This is a genomic window from Micromonospora sp. CNZ303 (assembly GCF_004345505.1).
In genome coordinates, this window is record NZ_SLVT01000028.1 from 57,253 (window position 1) to 78,727 (window position 21,475).

Below are 21,475 nucleotides of genomic sequence, written 5' to 3' on the forward strand. Positions count from 1 at the left end.
GGCCGGAGGTGCCGGCCTAGCGGTAGCACAGACGGGGCAGCTCGACAGGGGCCGAAGGAGGGTAGGTCGGCCGGGCGCAGGCCGCCCCGGCGCCTCAGCGGAGGGAGGCGCGGGCGGAGAAGGCGATGCTGGCGAGCAGGAAGCCGCCGTTGACGATCGTGAACGCCACCATCACCCAGAGGACGAGGGCGGGGGCGAAGGCCAGCACCAGGCCGGCGGCGAAGATGACCGCGCCGTAGTCGCGGACCAGCTTCACGAGGCGTACGGGCAGCGAGGTCGAGGTGACCATGCTCGCGGCGTTCGGGCCGGCCTGCATCACGGAGGTGACCAGGTTGACCATCCAGGTGCCGGCGAAGATGGCGACCAGCCAGCTCGGCGTCGACGGCTCCTGCGCCACGGCCGTCGCCGACAGGGCGGCCACCAGGGCGATCTGGGCGGCGACGTCGCAGAGCACGTCGACCCGGGCACCGGCGGCGCTGCCCTGCCCGGTCACCCGGGCCAGCTGGCCGTCGGCGCAGTCCAGGGCGTACGCCACCTGCCAGCCGACCAGCGCGAGCAGCCCGACCGCCCAGGCCGGCACGTCACCGGCGGCGACCCGCCCGGCGAGCGCGACCACAGTGACCGAGGTGGCCAGGCCGAGCACCAGGTTGGCGATGGTCAGCGCGGTCGGGCGCAGCCCGAGGCGCTGGGCGACGAGCGCGAAGACCGCGCCCAGCCACTGGCTGATCGATTCGCTGAACAGGCCGCCGCCCCGGTTCACCCGGTGGAAGTCGGCGACAGTGGGACGGGGCTCAGCCAAGGTGGTCGCGGATTGCACCGGCGTAGTCTGCCAGCCGTTCCCGCGTCTCGGTAGGCGACATCGCCAGGTGTTCGAGGATCGTGTAACGGTCCGGCCGGGTCCGGGGCGCGAACTGCACGGCATCGACGAACTGCTCGTCGGTCAGGCCCAGGTCGCCCGGCGTGGTGGCGAGGCCGTGCCGGTGCAGGCAGTGGGCGAGCCGACCGAACCGGTCGGTGTCGCCGCGCAGGAAGGTGCAGAAGAGGGCGCCGAGCCCCACCTGCTCGCCGTGGGCGGCGGTGCCGGGGTGCAGCCGGTCGATCGCGTGCGAGATCTCGTGGTCGCCGCCGCTGGCGGGGCGCGTCGAGCCGCACACCGAGCTGGCGATGCCGCCCATGATCAGCGCCTCGGCCAGCGTGGTGAGGAAGCTGTCGTCGGTGATCTTGCCGGGGTGGTTGAGCAGCGCCTCGGCGCCCGTCCGGGCCAGCGTCACCGCGAGCCCGTCGATGGGCTCGCCGCGCACCTCGTGGGCCAGCTCCCAGTCGGCGCAGGCGTTCAGGTTGCTCACCGCGTCGCCGATGCCGGCCTGGGTCTGCCGGTCCGGGCCGTTCTCCACGAAGTCGAGGTCGACGATGACCGCGATCGGGATGTGCACCCCGTAGGAGCCCTTGCCGCCCTCGTGGTCGAGCGAGGCGGTCGGGGAGGCGATGCCGTCGTTCGCCAGGCTCGTCGCCACCGTCACCATCGGGATCCCGTAGCGGGTGGCCGCGTACTTGGCGGTGTCGATGGTCTTGCCGCCGCCGATGCCCACCACGGCGTCGTAGTGGCGGCGGCGCAGCCGGTCACCGAGGTCGTTCGCCGCGTCGATGGTGCCGCCGGCGACCGTGAAGACGTCGGCCGCGCCGAGCGACGGCCGGCACAGCTCGACGATCCGCTCACCCTGCCCGGGGCCGACCACGACGGCCACGTCCCCGCCGGCCGAGATCCGCCGGTCGGCCAGCAGCGGCCCGAGGTCGGCCACCGCACCCCGCCGGACCTCGATCACGAGCGGGGTGTTGACCGTACGGGCTAGTAGTGGCACGCGATCTCCCGCGCCCGGGCCAGGTCGGCGTGGTTGTCGACCTCGACCCAGGAGACGTCGCCGATCGGCGCCGCCCGCACCTCGCCGCCCCGGTCGGCGAACTCCTGGTAGCCGTCCTCGTAGTAGAGGTTCGGGTCCCGTCGCCACGTCGCCTCCAGCGCGTCGGCGAGGGCGTCGGCCACCTGCGGCTCGATGAGCGTCGCGCCGATGTACTCCCCGTACGCCTCGCCCGGGTCCATCAGCTTGGTGATCCGGGTGAGCTGGCCGGCGGCGTCGAAGGTGGTCTTCATCTCCTCCTCGGCCAGCGGCTTGATGGTGTCGACGGCGAGCAGGATGCCCGGACCGCGCTCGGCCAGCAGGGTCTTCTCCACGCTCACCGGGTGCACGGTGTCGCCGTTGACCAGCAGCACGCCCCGGGCGAAGTGCTCCCGGGCCAGCCAGAGGGAGTACGCGTTGTTCCACTCCTCGGCCTTGTCGTTGTGCACGAGGGTGAGCGTGACGCCGTACCGCTTCTCCAGGTCGGCCTGGCGGGAGACGACCGCGTCGGCGGCGTAGCCGACCACGATCACGATGTCGGTGAGCCCCACCTCGGCCAGGTTGCGCAGCGCGATGTCCAGGATGGTGGTGTCGCCGTCCACCGGCACCAGCGCCTTGGGCAGGGTGTCGGTGTACGGGCGCAGCCGGCGCCCCGCCCCGGCTGCGAGCACCATCCCGATCATTGCGGCGTCCTCCGTCGTACGAGTCCCGGTCACCGCTGGAGGATAGCCCCGGGCGGCGGCACCGCTGCGGTCAACCGGGTCAGCCGGGCAGCGCCGCCAGGTCCGCCAGCACCGCCAGCCGCTCCTCGGCGGTCAGCACCGCGTACGGGGCGGCGGCCCGCCGGTCGGTCTCCAGCTCGATGGCGAGCTGCTCCGGGCCGGGCGGCAGGGCGGCGGCGCTCGCCGCGCTGTGCCCGGCGGCGGTCCACGCGGCGGCGTGCGCGTCGGCCCGGTGGTAGCGCATCGTGCCGAGCCGGTTCAGCAGCAGCACGCCGGTCGTGGTGCCGTCCGGCTCGTAGGGCGGCGCCGTCGCGGCGAACGCGGCGCCCGCCTCGGCGCCCTCCTCGTCGGCCAGCACCAGTGCGCACGTGAGTACCCGGCCGAACGCCTCCACCAGCCGCAGCACCCGGTCCTCGTGCCCCGCCCAGAGTTCCTCGGTGACCTCGGCGTGCACCTGCCAGATCTCGGCGAGGAAGGCCAGCCCGCGCTCGGTGGCGGTGAGCCCGCCCTCGGGGCTGCGGTGGATCATCCCGTACGCGACCTGCTTGTCCAGGGCCCGTCGGCACTCGACCGGGTCCCGGTAGCGGGTGACGGCGGCGAAGCCGGCCTCGTCGACCGTCCCGCCCGGCGCCGCGAGGCGGGTGCGGAACTCCAGCAGGAAGCCGGTGGCCGCCGGCCCGCCGTACCGCTGGCTCAGCTCGGCGCCGCCGCCGTCGCGGCCGGCGAGGATGCCGGCGACGAACGCACGGTCCACCGCCGGGGCGACCAGGCCGGCGAACCGGTGCGGCGCCAGCTCGACGGTGTCGTTCACAGACCGATCGAACGCAGGGCGGCGAAGCCTTCGGCCGCGATCCGGCGGATGAGGCCGTCGTTGACGTCGCGGTGCTCGTCGAGCAGGTCCAGCTCGTCGGCGGCGAGCCACCGGAACTCGGTGTGCCTGCCCGCCTCCAGCGTCGGCCGGGCCAGGTCGCCGTCGACCCGGACCAGCCAGTCGCGCTCGACGCGGGCCAGGCCGTCGTCGGCGACGTAGCGGTACTCCCCGACGTGGCCGAGCACGTGCGACACCGTCCAGCCGGTCTCCTCGGTCACCTCCCGGCGCAGCGCGTCCATCCAGTCCTCGCCCGGTTCCAGATGGCCGCCGACGATGTCCCAGCAGTTGGGAAAGATGCGCCGGTGTGGAGACCGTCGCTGGACGAAGAGTCGACCGTCGTCGTCGACGATCAGCGCGCCGGCGCAGCGTAGAGGCTCGGTGGACACGCCACGACAGTAGCGAGCGGTGGCGCCCTGCGGCGACGCCCGGCCTCGTCGCCGGTCCGGGGGCCGCCCCGATGGCCGGGCCGGCCGGAACGCCGGCACGCGCGATGGTGTGGCCGGCCGATCGACGGGTAAGGATTCCGTGCGGGCACGGACGGGCCGTGACCCGCGACGGAGGTCCTCATGCGTGGCGCGGATCGGCTGGTCGAGCAGCAGTACGCGATGCTCCTGCGGCGGGACGTGGCCCGGCTGCCGGACCTCTACGCGGCCGACGCCTTCTACTCGATGCCCGGCGTCACGGTGCGCCCGATCGAGTTGCCCGCCCTGCTGCGCACCTGGACCGGGGCGTTCCCGGACCTGTCCGTCGACCCGCTCGGGTCGGTGCAGACGGCCGGCGGCGCGGCCGTCGAGCAGCGGCTGACCGGCACCCACACGGGGGTACTGCACACCCCGTTCGGCACCGTCGCGCCGACCGGCCGGCTGGTGAGCTGGGACGTGGTGGACGTCGTCCGGGTCCGGCGCGGACGGATCGCGGCCTGGCGGTCCTACTTCGACTGGGGGCAGCTCATCGCGGCGCTCGGCCTGCACGTGGACGGGCTCTCCCGGGAAGCGCAGCACGACCCGCTCGGCCTTCCGGTCTGACCTGTCGCCGACCGGTCGACGCCGGTCACCCGTCCCGGTGGCTCAGGATGCGGACATCGCCGTGCCTTCCGCACGCACCCCGTCGCCTTCCGTACGCTGAACAGCCATGACCGCCGAGCAGCTGATCTCCTTCGCCCGTGGCGCTCCCTCCCTGGACATCGTCGATGTCGAGGGGCTCAAGGCCGCCGCCGTCCGCGCGTTCGACGCCGACCCCGCCGGGGTGACCGCCTACGGCACCTCCGTCGGCTACCTCCCGCTGCGGAAGTGGATCGCCGAGAAGCACGGGGTCTCCGCCGACCAGGTGTTGATCACCAACGGGTCGTTGCAGGCGGACGCGTTCCTCTTCGACCACCTGGTCCGCCCCGGTGACGCGGTGGTGGTGGAGCGTCCGACGTACGACCGGACGCTGCTCAACCTCCAGCGGATGGGCAGCGAGCTGCACGGCGTCTCCATCCAGCCGGACGGGCTCGACACCGCCGAACTGCGCAAGCTGCTGGAGTCCGGGGTGCGGCCCCGGCTGGCGCACGTCATCCCGAACTACCAGAACCCGGCCGGCGTGACGCTGAGCCTGGAGAAGCGCCGGGAGCTGCTCGACCTCGCCGCCGAGTACGAGTTCACGATCTTCGAGGACGACCCGTACGCCGACATCCGGTTCCGGGGCGAGGCGCTGCCGTCGATGCTCTCGCTGGACACCCGCAACGTGGTCGTGCACGCCTCCAGCTTCACCAAGACGGTCTGCCCGGGCGTACGGGTCGGCTACCTGGTGGGTCCGGCGGACCTGATCGGCGACATCGCGAAGAAGGCGACCAGCCTCTACATCTCGCCGGGCATGGTCTCCGAGGCGATCGTGCACCAGTTCTGCGTCTCCGGCGACATCGAGCGCTCCATCGAGACCGTGCGCGCCGCGCTCGGCGAGCGGGCCCGGGTGCTGGCCGAGTCCCTGCGCCGGCACATCCCGGAGGCCCGGTTCGTGGAGCCGGACGGCGGCTACTTCCTCTGGGTCGAGCTGCCCGAGGACGTGGAGGTCGACCGGCTCGCCCCGGCCGCCGCCGAGCGCGGGGTCGCCGTGGTCAAGGGCAGCGACTTCGTCGTCGACGGCGGGCGGCACGCCCTGCGGCTGGCGTACTCGGCGGTGACCGCCGACCGCATCGACGAGGGCGTGCGGCGCCTGGCGGAGGCCATGGCGGCCGTACGGAGCTGAATTTCTGTCAGATTTCTGACAGTTGGACGATCGTGGCCGCCCCGGGTCTCCCGCCGGGGCGGCCGACGGCCCACAATGCTGCGAGCGTCACTCACCACGTGTAGCGGAACTCACCGCCCGGTGCCGGCCCCCGCCGCGCCCGGCGACGGGACCGGGCCGGCCCGGCCGGCGGCACGTGGGGCGGCGCGACCAGCACAACCCCCGCCCCCAAAGGGCGCCGGGTGGGCCGTGTCGTCCCCTCACCCCCCTGAAGCGACCCGGCCCACCCGGCGCCACCCTCCCGCCGATCGTCACCGGCGGTGATCATCGACGGCGGCGTACTGTTCACCGGCGGCAGCGCGTGGGGAGGGGGCGTGATGACGGACCGGGAACGGACGACCGCGTCGAACGGCGGACGGGTGCTCAGGCCCCGGGACTGGGTGGCGCCGGTGCGGGCGATGACCCGCCGGCTCAACTCCGACACCCCCCAGCAGGCGTCCCCGCCGACCGGCCCGCAGCGCAGCGCGGTGGTCGACTGCGCCCTCTACGTCGACGGCCGCCGGCAGCCCGGCGACTGGCGGTACGCCGAGGCGCTCGCCGCGGCCCGCCGCGAGGAGCACGGCTTCGTCTGGCTCGGCCTGCACGAGCCGGAGTTGGCCGAGATGACCGCCATCGCCGCCACGTACGGGCTGCACGAACTGGCCGTCGAGGACGCGGTGAAGGCGCAGCAGCGCCCCAAGCTGGAGCAGTTCGGCGAGGTCAGCTTCCTGGTGCTGCGGACCGCCCGGTACTGCGAGCACGCCGAGCTGACCGAGCACTCCGAGGTCGTCGAGACCGGCCAGGTGATGCTCTTCATCGGCCCGAACTTCCTGATCAGCGTGCGGCACGGGGACGCCTGCCGGCTGGCCCCCGTCCGCGCCGACCTGGAGACGAAGCAGGACCTGCTGCTCCAGGGGCCCTGGGCGGTGGCGTACGCGGTCACCGACCGGGTGGTGGACATCTACCTGGAGGTCGCCGACCGGCTGGAGGACGACCTCGACACGCTGGAGGCCGACGTGTTCGACCGCCAGTCCACCGGCCGGATCCAGCGGATCTACCAGATGAAGCGGGAACTGGTGGAGTTCAAGCGCGCGGTGATGCCGTTGCAGCGCCCGCTGCTGACCCTCACCGCGCAGATGAACCGCGACGTGCCGAAGGAGATCCGCCGCTACTTCCGCGACGTGCAGGACCACCTGAGCCGCACCGTCGAGCAGGTCAACTCCTACGACGACCTGCTCAACTCGATCCTCCAGGCGCGGCTGGCCCAGGTCACGGTCGACCAGAACAACGACATGCGCAAGATCGCGGCGTGGGCCGCCATCGCCGCGGTGTGGACCGCCATCGCCGGCATCTACGGGATGAACTTCGAGGTCATGCCGGAGCTGCGGATGACGTACGGCTATCCGGTCGTGCTCGCCCTGATGCTCGCGATCTCGCTGGCCCTCTACCGCTGGTTCCGCCGCAACGGCTGGCTCTGACGGCCCGGTCCTGACGCGCAGCCCCCTGACGGCCCGCGGCCTGACGGGCAGCCGCCGGGCGCGGACCCGGCGCGGACCCGGTGCCGTGGCCTCCGTCGGGCGCGGAAGCGCCGGCGGTGCGGCGGGGAGCCGCTTCGCCGGCGCTTTCCGGGACCGACAGGGGGTCAGCGGCGGCCGTTCTTGGCGCCGCCCTTGCCGAGCGCCTCGGTCAGGTCGTCCGCCGGACGGCCCGAGGTGTCCTTGGCGCCCTCGGCCACCGACGGGACCTTGTCCGTCGCGTGGACCGTCGGCTGCTTGCCGGGGGTGGTGGTGGAGGCGCTGTCGCTGCCGGCCACCGCCGAGCTGCCGGCCACCGCCGAGCTGCCGGCGCCGGTCGGGCCGCCGGCCACGCCCGAACCGCTCGACACCGTCGAGGCGTCGGTCACCGGGGTCCGGATCTCCATGGTCTCCACCTCGTCGCGCATCGGCTCCAGGGTGCGGGTCGGGTCGTACTCGGCCCACTCCTGCTGCTCCCGGCGCCGCCGCATCGCCACCGCGGCGACCCCGGCCACCGCGCCGGCCGCGAGCAGACCGGTCATCATGGACCCGCCCCGCCGGGAGTTCTTCTTCCGGGAAGCCTTCATGTTCTTCGCCTTGACCTTTCTGCCGGCAGCGACCTGCTTGGCTGCCAGGGCCTTCCTGCCGGTGACCGCCTTGCCCGCCGCCTCGGCCTGCGCCTTGCGGACGGCCAGGGCCAGCGGCGCGAGCGCGGCGACCGTGGACGCGAGGCCGCTCGACGCGCGGTCGCGCACGATGACGGCCGTCGGCGCGACGGCGCCCCGGGCCGCCTGGACCCGCGGGGCGACGGTGGCGCCGGCACCCCTCGCGGCGTACGTCGCGGCCTGCCTCAGGTGACCGAGGCCCTGGTTCAGCTCCACCTTGGCCAGCTGCCCCTGGGTCTTACGCCGCCCGATTCCAAACACGGTCCCACCTCCTGGGAGTTGTTCCTTCGTCATCCTCCACCTTCGGATGCCTCCGCACTGCCAGATCGGGCACATGGGAGGATCCGCATGGAACTGACCAACGAGTGAGGAGTACCCGTGGCCGAGGCTGTCTACGCCACCTTGCACACCAACGCTGGCCCGATCCGGCTGGAGCTCTTCCAGAACCACGCCCCGAAGACCGTGAAGAACTTCGTCGAGCTGGCGGAGGGCAACCGCGAATACATCGACCCGCGTACGGGTCAGCCGGGCAGCGGGCCGTACTACGACGGCACGATCTCGCACCGGGTGATCAGCGGCTTCATGATCCAGATGGGCGACCCGACCGGCACCGGGCGGGGTGGCCCGGGCTACAAGTTCGGTGACGAGTTTCACCCGGAGCTGCGCTTCGACCAGCCGTACCTGCTGGCGATGGCGAACGCCGGGCCGGGCACCAACGGCTCGCAGTTCTTCATCACCGTGTCGCCGACGCCGCACCTGAACAACCGGCACACCATCTTCGGGAAGGTGGCCGACGAGCAGTCCGTGAAGGTCGTCGACGCGATCGCCAACACCCCGACCGGCCCGAACGACCGGCCGCTCCAGGACGTCGTCATCGAGCGGGTCGAGATCGAGCGGACCGCTGCCTGAGCGGTCCGCGAGGTACCTTTGCCGACATGACTGAGCGCTCCGAGGGCCGGAACCGGTTGGTGGTCCGCGCGATCCGCGACGGCGGGCCGGCGTGGTGAGCGAGTCACCACCCACCACCCCGGTCTGCTACCGGCACCCCGACCGGGAGACCTACGTCCGGTGCACCCGCTGCGACCGGCCGATCTGCCCGGACTGCATGCGGGAGGCGTCGGTCGGGTTCCAGTGCCCGGAGTGCGTGGCGGAGGGACGTCGTAGCGTGCGGCCGGCGCGTACCGCCTTCGGTGGCGGTGCCGCCGGCCGCCACGGCTACGTCACCAAGGCGCTGATCGCGCTCAACGTGCTGATGATGCTGCTCTCCATCGCCTCCGACCGGGGCGGGGACGCGCTGGTCGGCGGCTCCGGCTTCGGCGGTCTGATGGGCGGCAGTACGCCGCTGACCGACTGGGGCTCGGTGCTCGGCGGCGCGCTCTTCCCGGACGGCACGGTCGGCGGCATCGCCGAGGGCGAGTGGTACCGCCTGGTCACCGCGATGTTCCTGCACTACGGCGTGGTCCACCTGCTGCTGAACATGTGGGCGCTGTGGGTGCTCGGCCGGTCGCTGGAGGCCAGCCTCGGGCCGCTGCGGTTCCTGATGCTCTACCTGGTCGCCGGGCTGGGCGGGAACGTCGCCGCCTACCTGTTCAGCGCCGAGAACCAGCTCACCGCCGGCGCCTCCACGTCGATCTTCGGCCTGTTCGCCGCGCTGGTGGTCATCGAACGGAAGATGGGGCGGGACATCTCCCAGGTGCTCCCCGTCCTGGTGATCAACCTGGTCTTCACGTTCACCGTGCCGGGCATCTCGATCCCCGGGCACCTGGGCGGCCTGGTGATCGGCGCGCTGCTGGCGCTCGTGTTCGCGTACGCCCCACGGTCGCGTCGGACGCTGGTGCAGTTCGCGGGCGGCGCGTTGATCGTGGTGGCGTTGATCGGGCTGGCCATGGTCCGTACGGCGGCCATCGTCGGCGGCTGACCCCTGCGCCCGGATGCGCGGGCCCGCTCAGTGCGGGCGGGCCTCGCGCAGGGCCTCGGCCACCTCGGCGGGATCCGCGCCGAGGTCGTGGCGGCCGAACAGGTGCAGCGACTCCCCCGCGTCGATCTCCAGCAGTTCGCTGGTCAGGCCCCGCCGCGCGCGGCGGTCCACGGTCACCTTCTCGACGGCCGACCAGGGCAGCCGCCGGTGTCCCGCGAAGCCCTGGACGACCGTGATCCCGTCCGGGTCGACCGCGAGCCGGACGGGCGCGACCAGGTCGCGCGCGGCCCAGCCGGCGAGCGCGGCGGCCGTGAGCACGGCCAGCGCCAGCCGGATCGGGTCGCTCCCGTCGAGGAGCAGGGCCAGCGCGAGCAGCGCGACCGCGCCGGTCAGCTTGAGCGCCGGCAGGGTGGGCGGCACCCGCCACTGCCGGGTCGGGGCCGGGTGTGCAGCCATCCGTTCAGCATGCCAGGGCACCGGGGGAGGACGCCCGGCCCGCCGACGACGTAGGATCGGGGCCGGCCAAGTTACCGGGGAGTAGTCATGAGTGACGCAGTCATCGTCGGCGCGGTACGCACCCCGGTGGGGCGGCGCAAGGGCAGTCTGGCCGCCGTGCACCCGGTCGACCTCTCGGCGCACGTGCTGCGTGCCCTCGCCGAGCGCACCGGCATCGACCCGGCGCAGGTCGACGACGTGATCTGGGGCTGTGTCTCCCAGGTCGGCGACCAGTCGTGGAACGTCGCCCGCAACGGCGTGCTCGCCGCCGGCTGGCCCGAGTCGGTGCCCGGCACCACGCTCGACCGGCAGTGCGGCTCCAGCCAGCAGGCCCTGCACTTCGCCGCCGCCACCGTCCTCTCCGGCCAGGCCGACCTGGTCGTCGCCGGTGGCGTCGAGTCGATGACCCGGGTCGCGATGGGCTCCAGCGTGGCCGGCGGGTCGCCGTTCAGCGACCAGCTGCGCGACCGCTACCGCGGCGTCGAGGGCTTCGCCGACGACGCGCCGCTGCCGTTCAACCAGGGCGTCGGGGCGGAGCTGATCGCCGAGCGCTGGCGCTTCTCCCGCGCGCAGCTCGACGAGTTCGCCCTCGCCAGCCACGAGAAGGCCGCCGCCGCGCAGGACGCCGGCGCCTTCGACGCCGAGATCGCCCCGGTCGCCCTGGCCGACGGCGGCAAGTTCGCCGCCGACGAGGGCATCCGGCGGGACACCTCGCTGGAGAAGCTCGGCGAGCTGGCCACCCCGTTCCGCCCCGACGGCGTCGTCACCGCCGGCTCCGCGTCGCAGATCTCCGACGGCGCGGCGGCGCTCGCCGTCACCACGAGTGAGTGGGCCAGCCGGCACGGCCTGCGCCCGCTGGCCCGCGTGCACACCGCCGTCGTCGCCGCCGACGACCCCGTCACCATGCTCACCGCGCCCATCCCGGCCACCGCGAAGGCGCTGCGCCGTGCTGGGCTGGGCATCGAGGAGATCGGGGTGTACGAGGTGAACGAGGCGTTCGCGCCGGTGCCGCTGGCCTGGCTGGCGGAGACCGAGGCGGACCCGGAGCGGCTCAACCCGCGCGGCGGCGCGATCGCCCTCGGCCATCCGCTCGGCGGATCCGGCGCCCGGATCATGACCACCATGCTCGCCCACATGCGGGACAACGACATCCGCTACGGCCTCCAGACGATGTGCGAGGGCGGCGGCATGGCCAACGCGACAATCGTCGAGCTGCTGTAGGGCGCACCGCCGAGCTGCCGTGGGGCGACGGGAAAACCCGTGGTCCCGCGGCACGGGCGGCGGCTAGGTTGCCCGGCGTGACTGAGTTGCCCGGCGTGACTGACGCCGCCACGCCGCCCGCCCACCGGGCGACCACACCACCTGTCGACTGGACGGACCCGCACTGGCGGGATGCCGCGCTCGGCTGGGTCGGCGACCAGCTCGGTCGGCTCGGGCGGCGGATCGTCGGGCCGGTCGAGCCCCGGGTCCGGCCCTGGTCGCTGGTCTGGCGGGTGCCGACCGACGCCGGCGACGTCTGGTTCAAGGCGAACAACCCCGGCACCCGGCACGAGGCGGCGCTGCTGGCCGCCCTGGCCCGACTCGCCCCCGGCCGGGTGCTCGACCCGGTCGCCGTGGACGCCGAGCGCGGCTGGTCCCTGCTCCCCGACGGCGGCCGGACGTTGCGCGACGCGCTGGGTGGCGACCGGAGCCAGCTGAGCCGCTGGGAACGGGTCCTGCCCGAGTACGCCGACCTTCAGCGCGCGGTCGCGCCCCGGGCCGGCGAACTGCTCGCGCTCGGGGTGCCCGACCACCGGCCGGAGGTGCTGCCGGAGCTGTTCGAGGCGTTGCTGGACGACGAGGAGGCGCTGCTGCTCGGGGCGGCGGACGGGCTCACCGCCGAGGCGTACGGGCGGCTGCGCGCCCACCTGCCCGCCTTCGCCGGGGACTGCCGGCGGCTGGCCGCGTCGGGCCTCACGCCGACCGTCCAGCACGACGACCTGCACGACGGCAACGTCTTCGTCGCCGACGACGGGCACCGCTTCTTCGACTGGGGCGACGCCTCGGTGGCCCACCCGTTCGGCACCCTGCTGGTGACGCTCAACTCGGTCGCGGACGCGTTCGGGCTGCCCGAGGGCGACCCGGCGCTGGCGCGGCTGCGCGACGCCTACCTGGAGCCGTGGTCCGACCGGCACGACCCGGGGACGCTCCGCGAGGCGGCCCGGCTGGCCGTCCGCGTCACCCGGGTGAGCCGCGCGCTCTCCTGGCGTCGGGCCCTCCAGACCCCCGATCCGGCCCGGGCGGAGTACGCGTCCGCGGTGCCCGGCTGGTTGCAGGAGCTGTTCGAGCCCGATCCGGTCTGAGCGCGGTGCCGGGCACGCCCGGCCGGGAAGGATCGTCGCTCCGGTCGGCGGCCCGACGTCGAACACGGTAGCGGCCTCGACACAGACCGTCGACTGTGGTCAGAATCAGCGGGCCGGCGCGGCGTACGGGACGCGGAGCGTCCACCCTGCCGGCCCGTCCGACTGACAGGACAGAACGGGGAGAACGTGAAGTCCACCCTCTCGCTCGGCGGGCTGCGCCGTGCCACCCGCCGGACCGTGGCCGTCGCCACCACCGGCATCCTCGGCGCCGCCCTCGCCCTGGCGGTCACCACCGGCCCGGCCCACGCCGCCGTCGGGCCGCAGCCCGGCACCTACACGGGCCTCGGCTTCGACGCCTGCACCGCGCCGACCAGCGCCCAGATGGAGGCCTGGCGCGAGCACTCGCCGTACCGTGCGATCGTCATCTACTTCGGCGGGTCCAGCCGGGGCTGCGCCCAGCCCGCACTGACGGCCGAGTGGGTCGCCACCCAGACGGCGGCGGGCTGGCACCTCGTGCCGATGTGGGTCGGCCTCCAGGCCCCGTGCCTGGCCACCGGCCGCCCGCGCATCGACCCGGCCCAGGCGGCGGCGCAGGGCCGCACCGAGGCCGACGACGCCATGGCACAGGCGGTGGCCCTCGGCCTGCCGCGGGAGAGCGTCCTCTTCTACGACATGGAGGACTACGACGGCGGCGACGCGGCCTGCACCACGGCGGTCACCACGTTCATGAGCGCGTGGACCGTCCGGCTGCACGACCACGGCTACCTCTCCGGCTTCTACAGCAGCATGGCCCGCGGGGTTGCCGACCAGGTCGCCGCGTACAACACCCCGGGCTACGTGCGGCCGGACTACCTCGACTTCGCCCGCTGGGACGACGTGGCGACGGTCTCCGACCCGGGCATCCCCGCCGACTACTGGGCGCCGAAGCGGCGGATCAAGCAGCACGTCGGCCCGCACGACGAGACCTGGGGCGGGGTCACCATCAACATCGACGGCGACTACCTCGACGTCGCCCCGCTGCCGGCCACCCGGTTCGGCGACTTCACCGGAAACGGCTGGTCGGATGTCGGCTACCGGGACCCGGCCACCGGGCAGCTGCACGTCTACGGCGGCAATGGCACGACCCTGAGCGGCCGGGTGACGTTGGGCGCCGGCTGGAACGGCATGGACGTGCTCGTTCGGGCCGGTGACTTCGACCGCACCGGCGGCGAGGACGTCATCGCCCGCGAGAAGGCCACCGGCTACCTGTGGCTCTACCCGGGCACCGGCTCCGGGGTCGGCAGCCGGATCATGCTGGGCGCCGGGTGGAACAGCGTCCGGGAGATCACCGGCATCGGCGACTACAACCGCGACGGGTTCCAGGACCTGGTGGCGGTGCAGACCTCCACCGGCGCCCTCTACCTCTACCCGGGCACGGGCACCGCGTTCACCACCCGGGTGCTGCTCGGATCCGGCTGGAACACGGTGGACGAGCTGAACGGCGGCGGCGACTTCAACGGCGACGGCTACCCGGACGTGGTTGCCCGGGAGAAGAGCACGGGCGACCTCTACCTCTACCCGGGTCGTACCGGCGCGCCCGACACCCGCACGAAGATCGGCGCCGACTGGGACACGATGCGCGACCTGGTGCAGCCCGGTGACTTCGACCGGGACGGCCGGCCGGACCTGGTCGCCGTGCAGGTTTCGAGTGGCTACGTCTACCGGTACCGCTGGACCGGCACCGGGTTGGCGGCGCCGATCCGGCTCGGCACCGGCTTCGGACCGATGACGCCGCTGCTCTGAGTGCCGCCGCCGGGCCCGGCGACGCGGCGGGCCCGGCCGGTGGCGCCGTCGTGGTCGCCGGTCTCGACAAGGACGGCCGGCCGGGGCAGAATCGGCGCGCCGGTGTCGAGCGAGAGACGTGTCGACGTCCGCCCGCCGGCCATCCACAACGAGGATCGGGGACTCGTGACGCTTCATTCCACTCTGCCCGTCGGTCGCTGGCGGGCCGTCGCGGCGACGGCGGTCGCCGTGCTCGCCGCCGGTGTCGCCCTGACCGCCACGGCCGGTCCCGTGCGGGCCGCCAGCTATGCCGGCCCGCACCCGGGCACCTTCACCGGTCTGGGCTTCGACACCTGCACCGCGCCGTCGAACGCGGCGATGAAGGCGTGGTTGGCCTCGCCGTACCGGGCGGTCGGCATCTACATCGGTGGGAACGGCCGAGCCTGCGCCCAGCCGAACCTGACCCGGGAGTGGGTGACGACGCAGGCGGCAGCGGGCTGGCGGTTCTTCCCGCTCTACGTCGGGCCGCAGGCGCCCTGCCGCAACACCAGCAAGCCGCGTATCGACCCGGCGCAGGCGGCGGCGCAGGGGCGGTCGGCGGCCGACGACGCCGCGGCGCGGGCGCGCGACCTGGGGCTGGCCCGGGAGAGCACGGTCTTCTACAACATGGAGAAGTACCCGAGCGGTGACGCGACCTGCTCGGCGGCGGTGCGGACCTTCACCCACGCCTGGACCACCCGGCTGCACGACCACGGTTACCTCTCCGGTTTCTACACCGACGTGGCCTCCGGCGGGCTCGCGGACCAGGTCTCCGCGTACGAGCTCGCCGGCCACGGCCGCCCCGACTATCTGGACTTTGCCCGTTGGGACGGCGTGCAGACGGTGACGGACGAGGCGCTGCCGGAGTCGTACTGGCTGCCGAACCGGCGGATGAAGCAGTACCAGGGCGACCACCACGAGACGTGGGGCGGGGTGACGATCAACATCGACAGCAACCACCTCGACCTCGCCGTGCTGCCGGCCACCCGGTTCGCCGACTTCACGGGCAACGGTTGGGCGGACCTGGGCTACCGTGATCCGGCCACCGGTCAGCTCTACGTCTACGGCGGCAACGGCGCCACGCTCAGCGGCCGGATTTCGCTCGGCGCGGGCTGGAACGGCATGGACGCGATCGTCCGGGCCGGCAACTTCGACCGGTCCGGCGGCGAGGACCTGCTGGCCCGCGAGAAGGCGACCGGTTACCTCTGGTTCTACCCCGGCAACGGCGCGGGTGTGACCACCCGGGTCCGGGTCGGCAGCGGCTGGAACAGCATGCGGGAGATCACTCCGGTCGGCGACTGGAACGGCGACGGCTACCAGGATCTCGCGGCGGTGCAGACCTCCACCGGCGTCCTCTGGCTCTATCCCGGCACGGGCACCGGGTTCGGCAGCCGGGTCGCCCTCGGCGACGCGGGCTGGACCGAGCGGGACGAGTTGACCGGCGGGGCCGACTTCACCGGCGACGGGCGCCTCGACCTGCTCGCGCGGGAGAAGAGCACGGGCCGCCTGCACATCCACCCGGGCGGCCCGGACGGGCTCCTCGGCAGCCCGCTCGACGCCGGCGCCGGCTGGGGCGGCATGCGCGATCTCGTCCAGCTCGGCGACTTCGACCGGAACGGCCTGCCGGACCTGGTCGCGGTCCAGCAGTCGACCGGCTACGTGCTGCGGTACCGGTGGAACGGCGCCGGTTGGCTCAGCCCGACCCGGCTGGGCAGCGGTTTCGGTTCGATGCAGCCGCTGCTCTGAGGTCGCCCGATCCGGGTCCACCGATGCGGTGGGCCCGGAGTCGGACAGGCGGTGCGACGGCCCGCCGTGGAAGTTCTGCAATTTGCGCGTGGCCCATGTCACCCCCGCGCCGCCGTCGTTGGGCAGGGCATGGACGTCTTCTCCCGAACGTTCCTCCCGGCCGCCGCCGAGGCCGGGCTGGCGGTGCAGACCGTCACCCGGCACATGCCGGTCTTCCGGCGCTGCGTCGGCTCCGGCGACGCCACCATCCTCGTCACCCGGTGCGCCCGGCCGGACCGCCCGATGGCCGGCGAGTACCTGCTCCTGCTGACCCATCGACGGCTGGTCGTCACCCAGCAGACCCGCGTGCTGCACCGGCTGCGCCTGCACCTCAACACGGAACTGCGCGAGCTCAGCAACGTCACCTGGAGCCCCGACGCGCGCCTGCACTCGGTCGAGCTGGCCGCCACCGCGATCGACGGGATCCGCGAGCGGTTCCTCATCCGCACCCGCCACCCGAAGCAGGTGTGGCAGCTCGACGCGCTGCTCAACCACGCCTTCCGGACCCGGCTGCGGACGCCCCGGGAGCGGCTCGTCGCCACCATCGGCGAGGCGCCGCCGGTCGCGCGGCCCGCCGCCTTCCGGCCCGCCGTGGCGCGCTGACCGTCTTCTTACCGAACCCGAACATCCGCTGACCCGCGCGATGGCACCGGGTCGGCAATCATGGGCCGGTGACCGTCGACGCCGCGCCTCGCGGGCTCGTCCTCGTGGTGGAGGACGAGCCGGCCATCGCCGACCTGGTCCGGCTCTACCTGACCCGGGACGGCTTCGGCGTACACCTGGAACGGGACGGGGCGGCCGGGCTGGCCGCCGCCCGTCGCCTGCGCCCGGTGGCCTGCGTCCTCGACATCGCGCTGCCCGCCATGACCGGCACCGAGGTCTGCCGCCGCCTGCGCGAGGCCGGCGACTGGACGCCGGTCATCTTCCTCACCGCCCGCGACGACGAGGTGGACCGCGTCGTCGGGCTGGAGCTGGGGGCGGACGACTACGTCACCAAGCCGTTCAGCCCCCGCGAACTGGTCGCCCGGGTGCGGGCGGTGCTGCGGCGCGCCGCCGGGACGCCCGAGGGCACGGGCCTGCCCCGGGTCGTCGGCGCGGTGGCCCTCGACCCGACCCGCCGCACGGTGACGGTCGCGGGCACCCCGGTCCAGCTCACCTCCACCGAGTTCGACCTGCTGGCGCACCTGATGGCCCGACCGGGTCGGGTCTTCACCAGGGAGGAACTGCTCGCCGGGGTCTGGGGGTACGCGGCGCACGCCGGCACCCGGACGGTCGACGTGCACGTCGCGCAGGTCCGGGCGAAGCTGGGCGCGGCCGGTGTGATCCGCACCCACCGGGGCGTCGGGTACTCCGCCGATGGCTGAGCCGACCGTCGCGCCGCCGCCACGGCACCGTCCCGGCCGGACGCTGACCTCCCGCGCGGTGCTGGTCACCTGCGCGGTCGCCCTGGTCTCGGTGCTGGTCACCGCGATCGTCGCGGTGCCCCTGGCGGTACGCGGCGTGGAACGGCACGACCGGGAGGCGTTGGCAGCCCAGGCCCGGCTCGCGGCCGAGGTGCTGCGCCCCAGGCTGGAGACCGGGCGGACCGCCGACGAGGAGCGCATCGTCCGGCAGCTGAACGCCCAGGGCGTCGACGCGTACCTCGTCCGGGGCGGGGTGGCCGAGCGCCCCGGCCTGCCGCCACGGGTGGTGCGGCGCGTCGCCGACGGGCGCAACGTGTCGACCCGCCGCGTGATCGACGGGCGGCGCACGTTGATCGAGGGGCGCGCCCTGCCCGGCGGCAACGGGGTGGTGCTGACCCGGGCCCGGCCCGCCGCGCCGTGGCGGCAGGTGGTGCCCAGCCTCTGGCTGCCGCTGCTGGCCGGGCTCGCCGCCGGGGTGGCCGCCGGGCTGCTGCTCGCCCGCCGGCTGGCCCGACCGATCCGGCGCGCCGCCGACGCCGCCGCCCGGCTGCGCGCCGGGGACCGGGCGGTACGCGTGCCGGTGGAGCCGCCCGACGAGGTGGCCGACCTGGCGTACGCGCTGAACGGGCTGGCCGCCGCGCTGGCCACGAGCGAGGGCCGGCAACGGGAGTTCCTGCTCTCCGTCTCGCACGAGCTGCGCACCCCGTTGACCGCGATCCGGGGTTACGCCGAGGCACTGGCCGACGGAGTGATCGGGCCGGCGGACGCGGCCGGCGCCGGTCGTACCGTGCTCGCGGAGGCGCGGCACCTGGACCGGCTGGTCAGCGACCTGCTGGCGTTGGCCCGGCTGGAGGCCGCCGACTTCCCGCTCGAACCGGTGCCGGTGGACCTCGCCCGGCTGGCCGCCGATGCGGGCCGGACCTGGGCCGACCGGTGTGCGGCGGTGGGGGTGCCGTTCCGTGCGGAGGTCCCGGACGCGCCGGTGCCGGTCCACACCGATCCGGGCCGGATCCGGCAGGTGGTGGACGGGCTGCTGGAGAACGCGCTGCGGGTCGTACCGCCGGGGGCGCCGATCGTGCTCGCGGTCCGGGCGGCCGGCGCGGACCCACTGGCGGGCGGCGTCGTCGAGGTCCGCGACGGCGGACCGGGCCTCACCGACGACGACCTGGCGGTCGCCTTCGAGCGCGGCGCCCTGCACCAGCGTTACCGGGGGGTGCGCAAGGTCGGCAGCGGGTTGGGGCTGGCGCTCGCCGCCGGCCTGGTCCGCCGGCTCGGCGGGGACGTCGCGGCCGGGCACGCGCCGGAGGGCGGCGCCGCGTTCACCGTCCGGCTGCCCCCGGATCCTTACCGGATCCGAACATCGCTCTGACCCTCCGCTCGCCGGTGGGCGGGAGGCTGGGGTTCCACGGACGAGAGGGAGACCCATGGCACGTTGGGGAATCGCCACCACCACGCTGCTCGCGGCGGTCGCGCTCGGCGTCGGCGGATGCGGTGCCGCCGGACCGGCCGGTCAGCCGGCCCGGGAGACCGCCGTCGAGGTCGCTGCGGCGCTGGGCGCGGAGGGCCAGGCGCTGGCCGCGCTGGGCCTCGACGCCGGCGACCTGGACGTCGAGCCGCTGGCCGCACCCGCCTCGCCGGAGGCGTCGCCGGGCGCGGCCGGGGAGAAGCGGCGGGAACGCGCCGAGGAGCGCCGCGAGCGCCGGCAGGCCCGGGTGCTGCTGCGGCGGGACGCCCTGCACGGCGAGGCCGTGGTCCGGACGAAGGACGGCGGTACGCGGACCGTCGTCGTGCAGCGGGGCGAGGTGACCGCCGTCGACGGCGACTCGATGACCGTGAAGTCCGCCGACGGCTTCACCATGACCTGGACCTTCGGCGACAAGCTGCGTGTCGTGGAGCGTCGCACGACGATCCGCTCCGCCGACGTGAAGGTCGGCACGACGGTCGGTGTGGCCGGTGCCAAGGAGGGCGACGGCGGGGTCGCCCGCCTGGTCGTCGTGCCGGCCCGGCAGAAGTAGGTGGGGGTGTGGCCCGTCGGCGACGGCGGGCCACCCCACGCCGGCCGGCGCGGGCGGTGCCACCCGGGGAGGGCGGCACCGCTCACGCGGGCGGGTCGGACTCAGTAGACGCGGGAGCCGATGAAGTCGTCGTGCCCGTAGCCGACCGGGTTGGCGAAGTTGCGGGACTCGAAGGACCACTGCTGGCGGCTGCTGGTGGAGCAGGCGGCCAGCCGCAGCCGGGGGGTGCCCAGCAGCGGGTTGTCGAACGCCAGGCAGAGGTTGGCGTTGCCGGCCGCCTTGATCTGGTTGCCGGCCAGCACGAACTTCTGGTTGGCGCCGCCGTGGCAGTCGTGGATGTTCACCGCCGTGCCGGCGCTCAGCGATCCGCCCGAGACGTCCAGGCAGCGGTCGTGGGAGAGCTCCGAGTGCAGCGACTGGCGGGTCGGGTCGTACCAGAAGCCCTGGTTGCGTCCGCCGTGACAGCCGTACGACTGCTGGGGGGTGCCGTTGCGCGAGTCGTAGCCCTTGCCGTCGACGCAGGTGCCCGTGGCGGCGTTGCGCAGCTGCTTGAACTCGAAGAGCCCGTCGTAGAGCACGCCGTTGCCGGTGCTCGCCGGGTCCACGCAGGTCGCCCGCTGCCGCCCGGAGTTGACGAACTGGGTGACGCACTGGGCGAACATGCCGTGCCCCCGCTTGTTGGGGTGGAAGGACTGGCGGGCCGCGTTTTCGTCCCAGACGCCGAGCTCGATGAACAGGCCGCGTACGGAGGTGCTGTCGGTGCACACCTCGTGGCCGTGGAAGAGCCGGCTGGCGTCCAGGTAGCGGGTGCCCGTGTTGGCCGCCGCCGCCCGCAGCGCCGACTCGAACAGCGGCACCGCCTTGTTCCGCGCGAACGCGGCGTCGGCCAGGTAGAGCAGGCAGCCGCCGGCGTACCAGCCGGGGAAGTTCGGGTTGTCCTCCACGTCCGGGCTGCCCGGGCTCGGGTACGACATGAGCACCAGCTCGTAGTCGGACTGGAGGTAGCCGGCGCCGGTCATGGTCCGCCGGATGTCGGTGAGCGCGTCCTGCACGGCCCGGCGGCTGCCGTCGGTGCGGACGGTCCACTGGTCGGTGTAGGTGGGATAGCAGGCGCCCTGGAGGAGGACCCGGCGCACGGCGCAGTCGGTGGCGACCGGGCCGAACTGGATCGTGCCGTCGCCGTTGGCGCCGACCACCACCCAGATCAGCTTGATGTGCGTGTTGCGTGCCTTGATGGCCAGGTGGTCGCCCTGGTTCAGCTCGTTGTGCTGGGTGGGCCCGCCCCGGATCAGGTTCCACGGGGTCGCGCCGGAGCAGGCGATGTTGTACTTCTCGTCGGCGGTGAGGCCGGTGCGGAACACCGCCTGGTCGTACGAGCGGTCGCACCAGTTGCCGGGCTCGTGGGTGCCGGGCACGTAGTTGCCCACCCCCTCGCCCGAGATCTCGCTGTCGCCCATGGTGATCAGCGCGGTGCGGCGCTGCTCGATGGGGCGGACGGCGGGCGTGCCGTAGAGCGCGGTGGCCTCGGCGGCACGGATCGTCTCCAGGTTGGCGGGGAGCGGCTGGACGGCCGGACGGTCGGCCGCGGTGGCGGGGGAGGCCGTTCCGGCGAGCATCGGCAGGACGAGAGCGGCGGCGGCGACGACGGTGAGGGCCCGTCGTCGGGTCGCGCGTTCGCGCCTGGCGGAGGAACCAAGCATCGACGCACTCCTTTCGGGCTCGATCGCGGGACGTCGATCGAGTTACCAGAAGGTAGCGTCGGCTTCGAGGTATGTGAATGCGTCTCGTAATCGTTGCGCGCAGAGT

Annotated in this window: 21 protein-coding genes; 13 read left to right on the forward strand and 8 right to left on the reverse strand. The window is 73.8% G+C overall.

Annotated elements, in window-relative coordinates; all coding sequences use genetic code 11:
* Positions 1-94: 94 nt before the first annotated feature.
* From EV374_RS30065 to EV374_RS30085, 5 genes are all read right to left on the reverse strand, one after another.
* Positions 95-817, reverse strand: a complete 723-nt coding sequence (locus tag EV374_RS30065; RefSeq protein ID WP_132240532.1) for a CDP-alcohol phosphatidyltransferase family protein — start codon at positions 815-817, stop codon at positions 95-97.
* A complete protein-coding gene (locus EV374_RS30070) occupies positions 792-1,859 on the reverse strand; it encodes an iron-containing alcohol dehydrogenase family protein (RefSeq protein ID WP_132240533.1) in 1,068 nt (355 codons plus the stop codon). The genes EV374_RS30065 and EV374_RS30070 overlap by 26 nt, the downstream gene beginning before the upstream one ends.
* A complete protein-coding gene (locus EV374_RS30075) occupies positions 1,847-2,578 on the reverse strand; it encodes a phosphocholine cytidylyltransferase family protein (protein ID WP_132240563.1) in 732 nt (243 codons plus the stop codon). The genes EV374_RS30070 and EV374_RS30075 overlap by 13 nt, the downstream gene beginning before the upstream one ends.
* A gap of 79 nt (positions 2,579-2,657) precedes the next feature.
* Positions 2,658-3,428: a hypothetical protein gene (locus EV374_RS30080; protein WP_132240534.1), complete on the reverse strand. Its 771-nt coding sequence runs from the start codon at positions 3,426-3,428 to the stop codon at positions 2,658-2,660.
* Entirely contained in the window at positions 3,425-3,874 is a 450-nt protein-coding gene (locus tag EV374_RS30085; protein ID WP_132240535.1) for an NUDIX domain-containing protein, read from the reverse strand. Before EV374_RS30085 ends, EV374_RS30080 begins: the two co-directional genes overlap by 4 nt.
* 180 nt (positions 3,875-4,054) lie before the next feature.
* Here EV374_RS30085 and EV374_RS30090 point away from each other — a divergent pair, with 180 nt between their 5' ends.
* The 3 genes from EV374_RS30090 (at position 4,055) to corA (ending at position 7,210) form a co-directional block, all read left to right on the forward strand.
* The gene (locus EV374_RS30090; protein ID WP_132240536.1) at positions 4,055-4,513 is read left to right on the forward strand and encodes an ester cyclase; all 459 of its coding nucleotides are present in this window, start codon (positions 4,055-4,057) and stop codon (positions 4,511-4,513) included.
* A 106-nt stretch (positions 4,514-4,619) separates the two neighbouring features.
* Complete coding sequence (locus EV374_RS30095; protein WP_121397512.1) at positions 4,620-5,714, forward strand: aminotransferase-like domain-containing protein; 1,095 nt, start codon at positions 4,620-4,622, stop codon at positions 5,712-5,714.
* Between the two features lie 437 nt (positions 5,715-6,151).
* A complete protein-coding gene (gene corA / locus EV374_RS30100) occupies positions 6,152-7,210 on the forward strand; it encodes a magnesium/cobalt transporter CorA (RefSeq protein ID WP_421458551.1) in 1,059 nt (352 codons plus the stop codon).
* A 164-nt stretch (positions 7,211-7,374) separates the two neighbouring features.
* Here corA and EV374_RS30105 read toward each other — a convergent pair whose 3' ends face one another.
* The gene (locus EV374_RS30105; RefSeq protein ID WP_132240537.1) at positions 7,375-8,205 is read right to left on the reverse strand and encodes a hypothetical protein; all 831 of its coding nucleotides are present in this window, start codon (positions 8,203-8,205) and stop codon (positions 7,375-7,377) included.
* Positions 8,206-8,289: 84 nt separating this feature from the next.
* Here EV374_RS30105 and EV374_RS30110 point away from each other — a divergent pair, with 84 nt between their 5' ends.
* Positions 8,290-8,820: a peptidylprolyl isomerase gene (locus EV374_RS30110; RefSeq protein ID WP_132240538.1), complete on the forward strand. Its 531-nt coding sequence runs from the start codon at positions 8,290-8,292 to the stop codon at positions 8,818-8,820.
* 94 nt (positions 8,821-8,914) lie between these two features.
* The gene (locus EV374_RS30115) at positions 8,915-9,829 is read left to right on the forward strand and encodes a rhomboid family intramembrane serine protease (protein ID WP_132240539.1); all 915 of its coding nucleotides are present in this window, start codon (positions 8,915-8,917) and stop codon (positions 9,827-9,829) included.
* Between the two features lie 27 nt (positions 9,830-9,856).
* Here the strand turns inward: EV374_RS30115 and EV374_RS30120 are convergent, their stop codons facing one another.
* Positions 9,857-10,285 carry a PH domain-containing protein gene (locus tag EV374_RS30120; RefSeq protein WP_132240540.1) on the reverse strand — a complete coding sequence of 143 codons (429 nt, stop codon included), beginning with the start codon at positions 10,283-10,285 and terminating at the stop codon, positions 9,857-9,859.
* An 87-nt stretch (positions 10,286-10,372) separates the two neighbouring features.
* On the opposite strand from EV374_RS30120, the gene EV374_RS30125 reads away from it, so the two are divergent.
* The 8 genes from EV374_RS30125 to EV374_RS30160 all read left to right on the forward strand — a co-directional run bounded on the left by EV374_RS30125 (position 10,373) and on the right by EV374_RS30160 (position 19,669).
* Entirely contained in the window at positions 10,373-11,545 is a 1,173-nt protein-coding gene (locus tag EV374_RS30125; RefSeq protein WP_132240541.1) for a thiolase family protein, read from the forward strand.
* 77 nt (positions 11,546-11,622) lie between these two features.
* A complete protein-coding gene (locus EV374_RS30130) occupies positions 11,623-12,666 on the forward strand; it encodes an aminoglycoside phosphotransferase family protein (protein ID WP_486486040.1) in 1,044 nt (347 codons plus the stop codon).
* A gap of 186 nt (positions 12,667-12,852) precedes the next feature.
* Positions 12,853-14,448: a glycoside hydrolase domain-containing protein gene (locus EV374_RS30135; protein WP_132240542.1), complete on the forward strand. Its 1,596-nt coding sequence runs from the start codon at positions 12,853-12,855 to the stop codon at positions 14,446-14,448.
* 165 nt (positions 14,449-14,613) lie between these two features.
* Entirely contained in the window at positions 14,614-16,212 is a 1,599-nt protein-coding gene (locus EV374_RS30140; RefSeq protein ID WP_132240543.1) for a glycoside hydrolase domain-containing protein, read from the forward strand.
* A 129-nt stretch (positions 16,213-16,341) separates the two neighbouring features.
* Complete coding sequence (locus EV374_RS30145) at positions 16,342-16,854, forward strand: hypothetical protein (RefSeq protein ID WP_132240544.1); 513 nt, start codon at positions 16,342-16,344, stop codon at positions 16,852-16,854.
* Between the two features lie 68 nt (positions 16,855-16,922).
* The gene (locus tag EV374_RS30150; RefSeq protein ID WP_132240545.1) at positions 16,923-17,615 is read left to right on the forward strand and encodes a response regulator transcription factor; all 693 of its coding nucleotides are present in this window, start codon (positions 16,923-16,925) and stop codon (positions 17,613-17,615) included.
* Positions 17,608-19,023 (forward strand): sensor histidine kinase, encoded by a 1,416-nt coding sequence (locus tag EV374_RS30155; RefSeq protein ID WP_132240546.1) that lies wholly within the window; start codon positions 17,608-17,610, stop codon positions 19,021-19,023. Before EV374_RS30150 ends, EV374_RS30155 begins: the two co-directional genes overlap by 8 nt.
* 55 nt (positions 19,024-19,078) lie before the next feature.
* Positions 19,079-19,669 (forward strand): hypothetical protein, encoded by a 591-nt coding sequence (locus EV374_RS30160; RefSeq protein ID WP_132240547.1) that lies wholly within the window; start codon positions 19,079-19,081, stop codon positions 19,667-19,669.
* 101 nt (positions 19,670-19,770) lie between these two features.
* Here the strand turns inward: EV374_RS30160 and EV374_RS30165 are convergent, their stop codons facing one another.
* Entirely contained in the window at positions 19,771-21,369 is a 1,599-nt protein-coding gene (locus EV374_RS30165) for a ricin-type beta-trefoil lectin domain protein (protein ID WP_132240548.1), read from the reverse strand.
* Between the last annotated feature and the right edge of the window lie 106 nt (positions 21,370-21,475).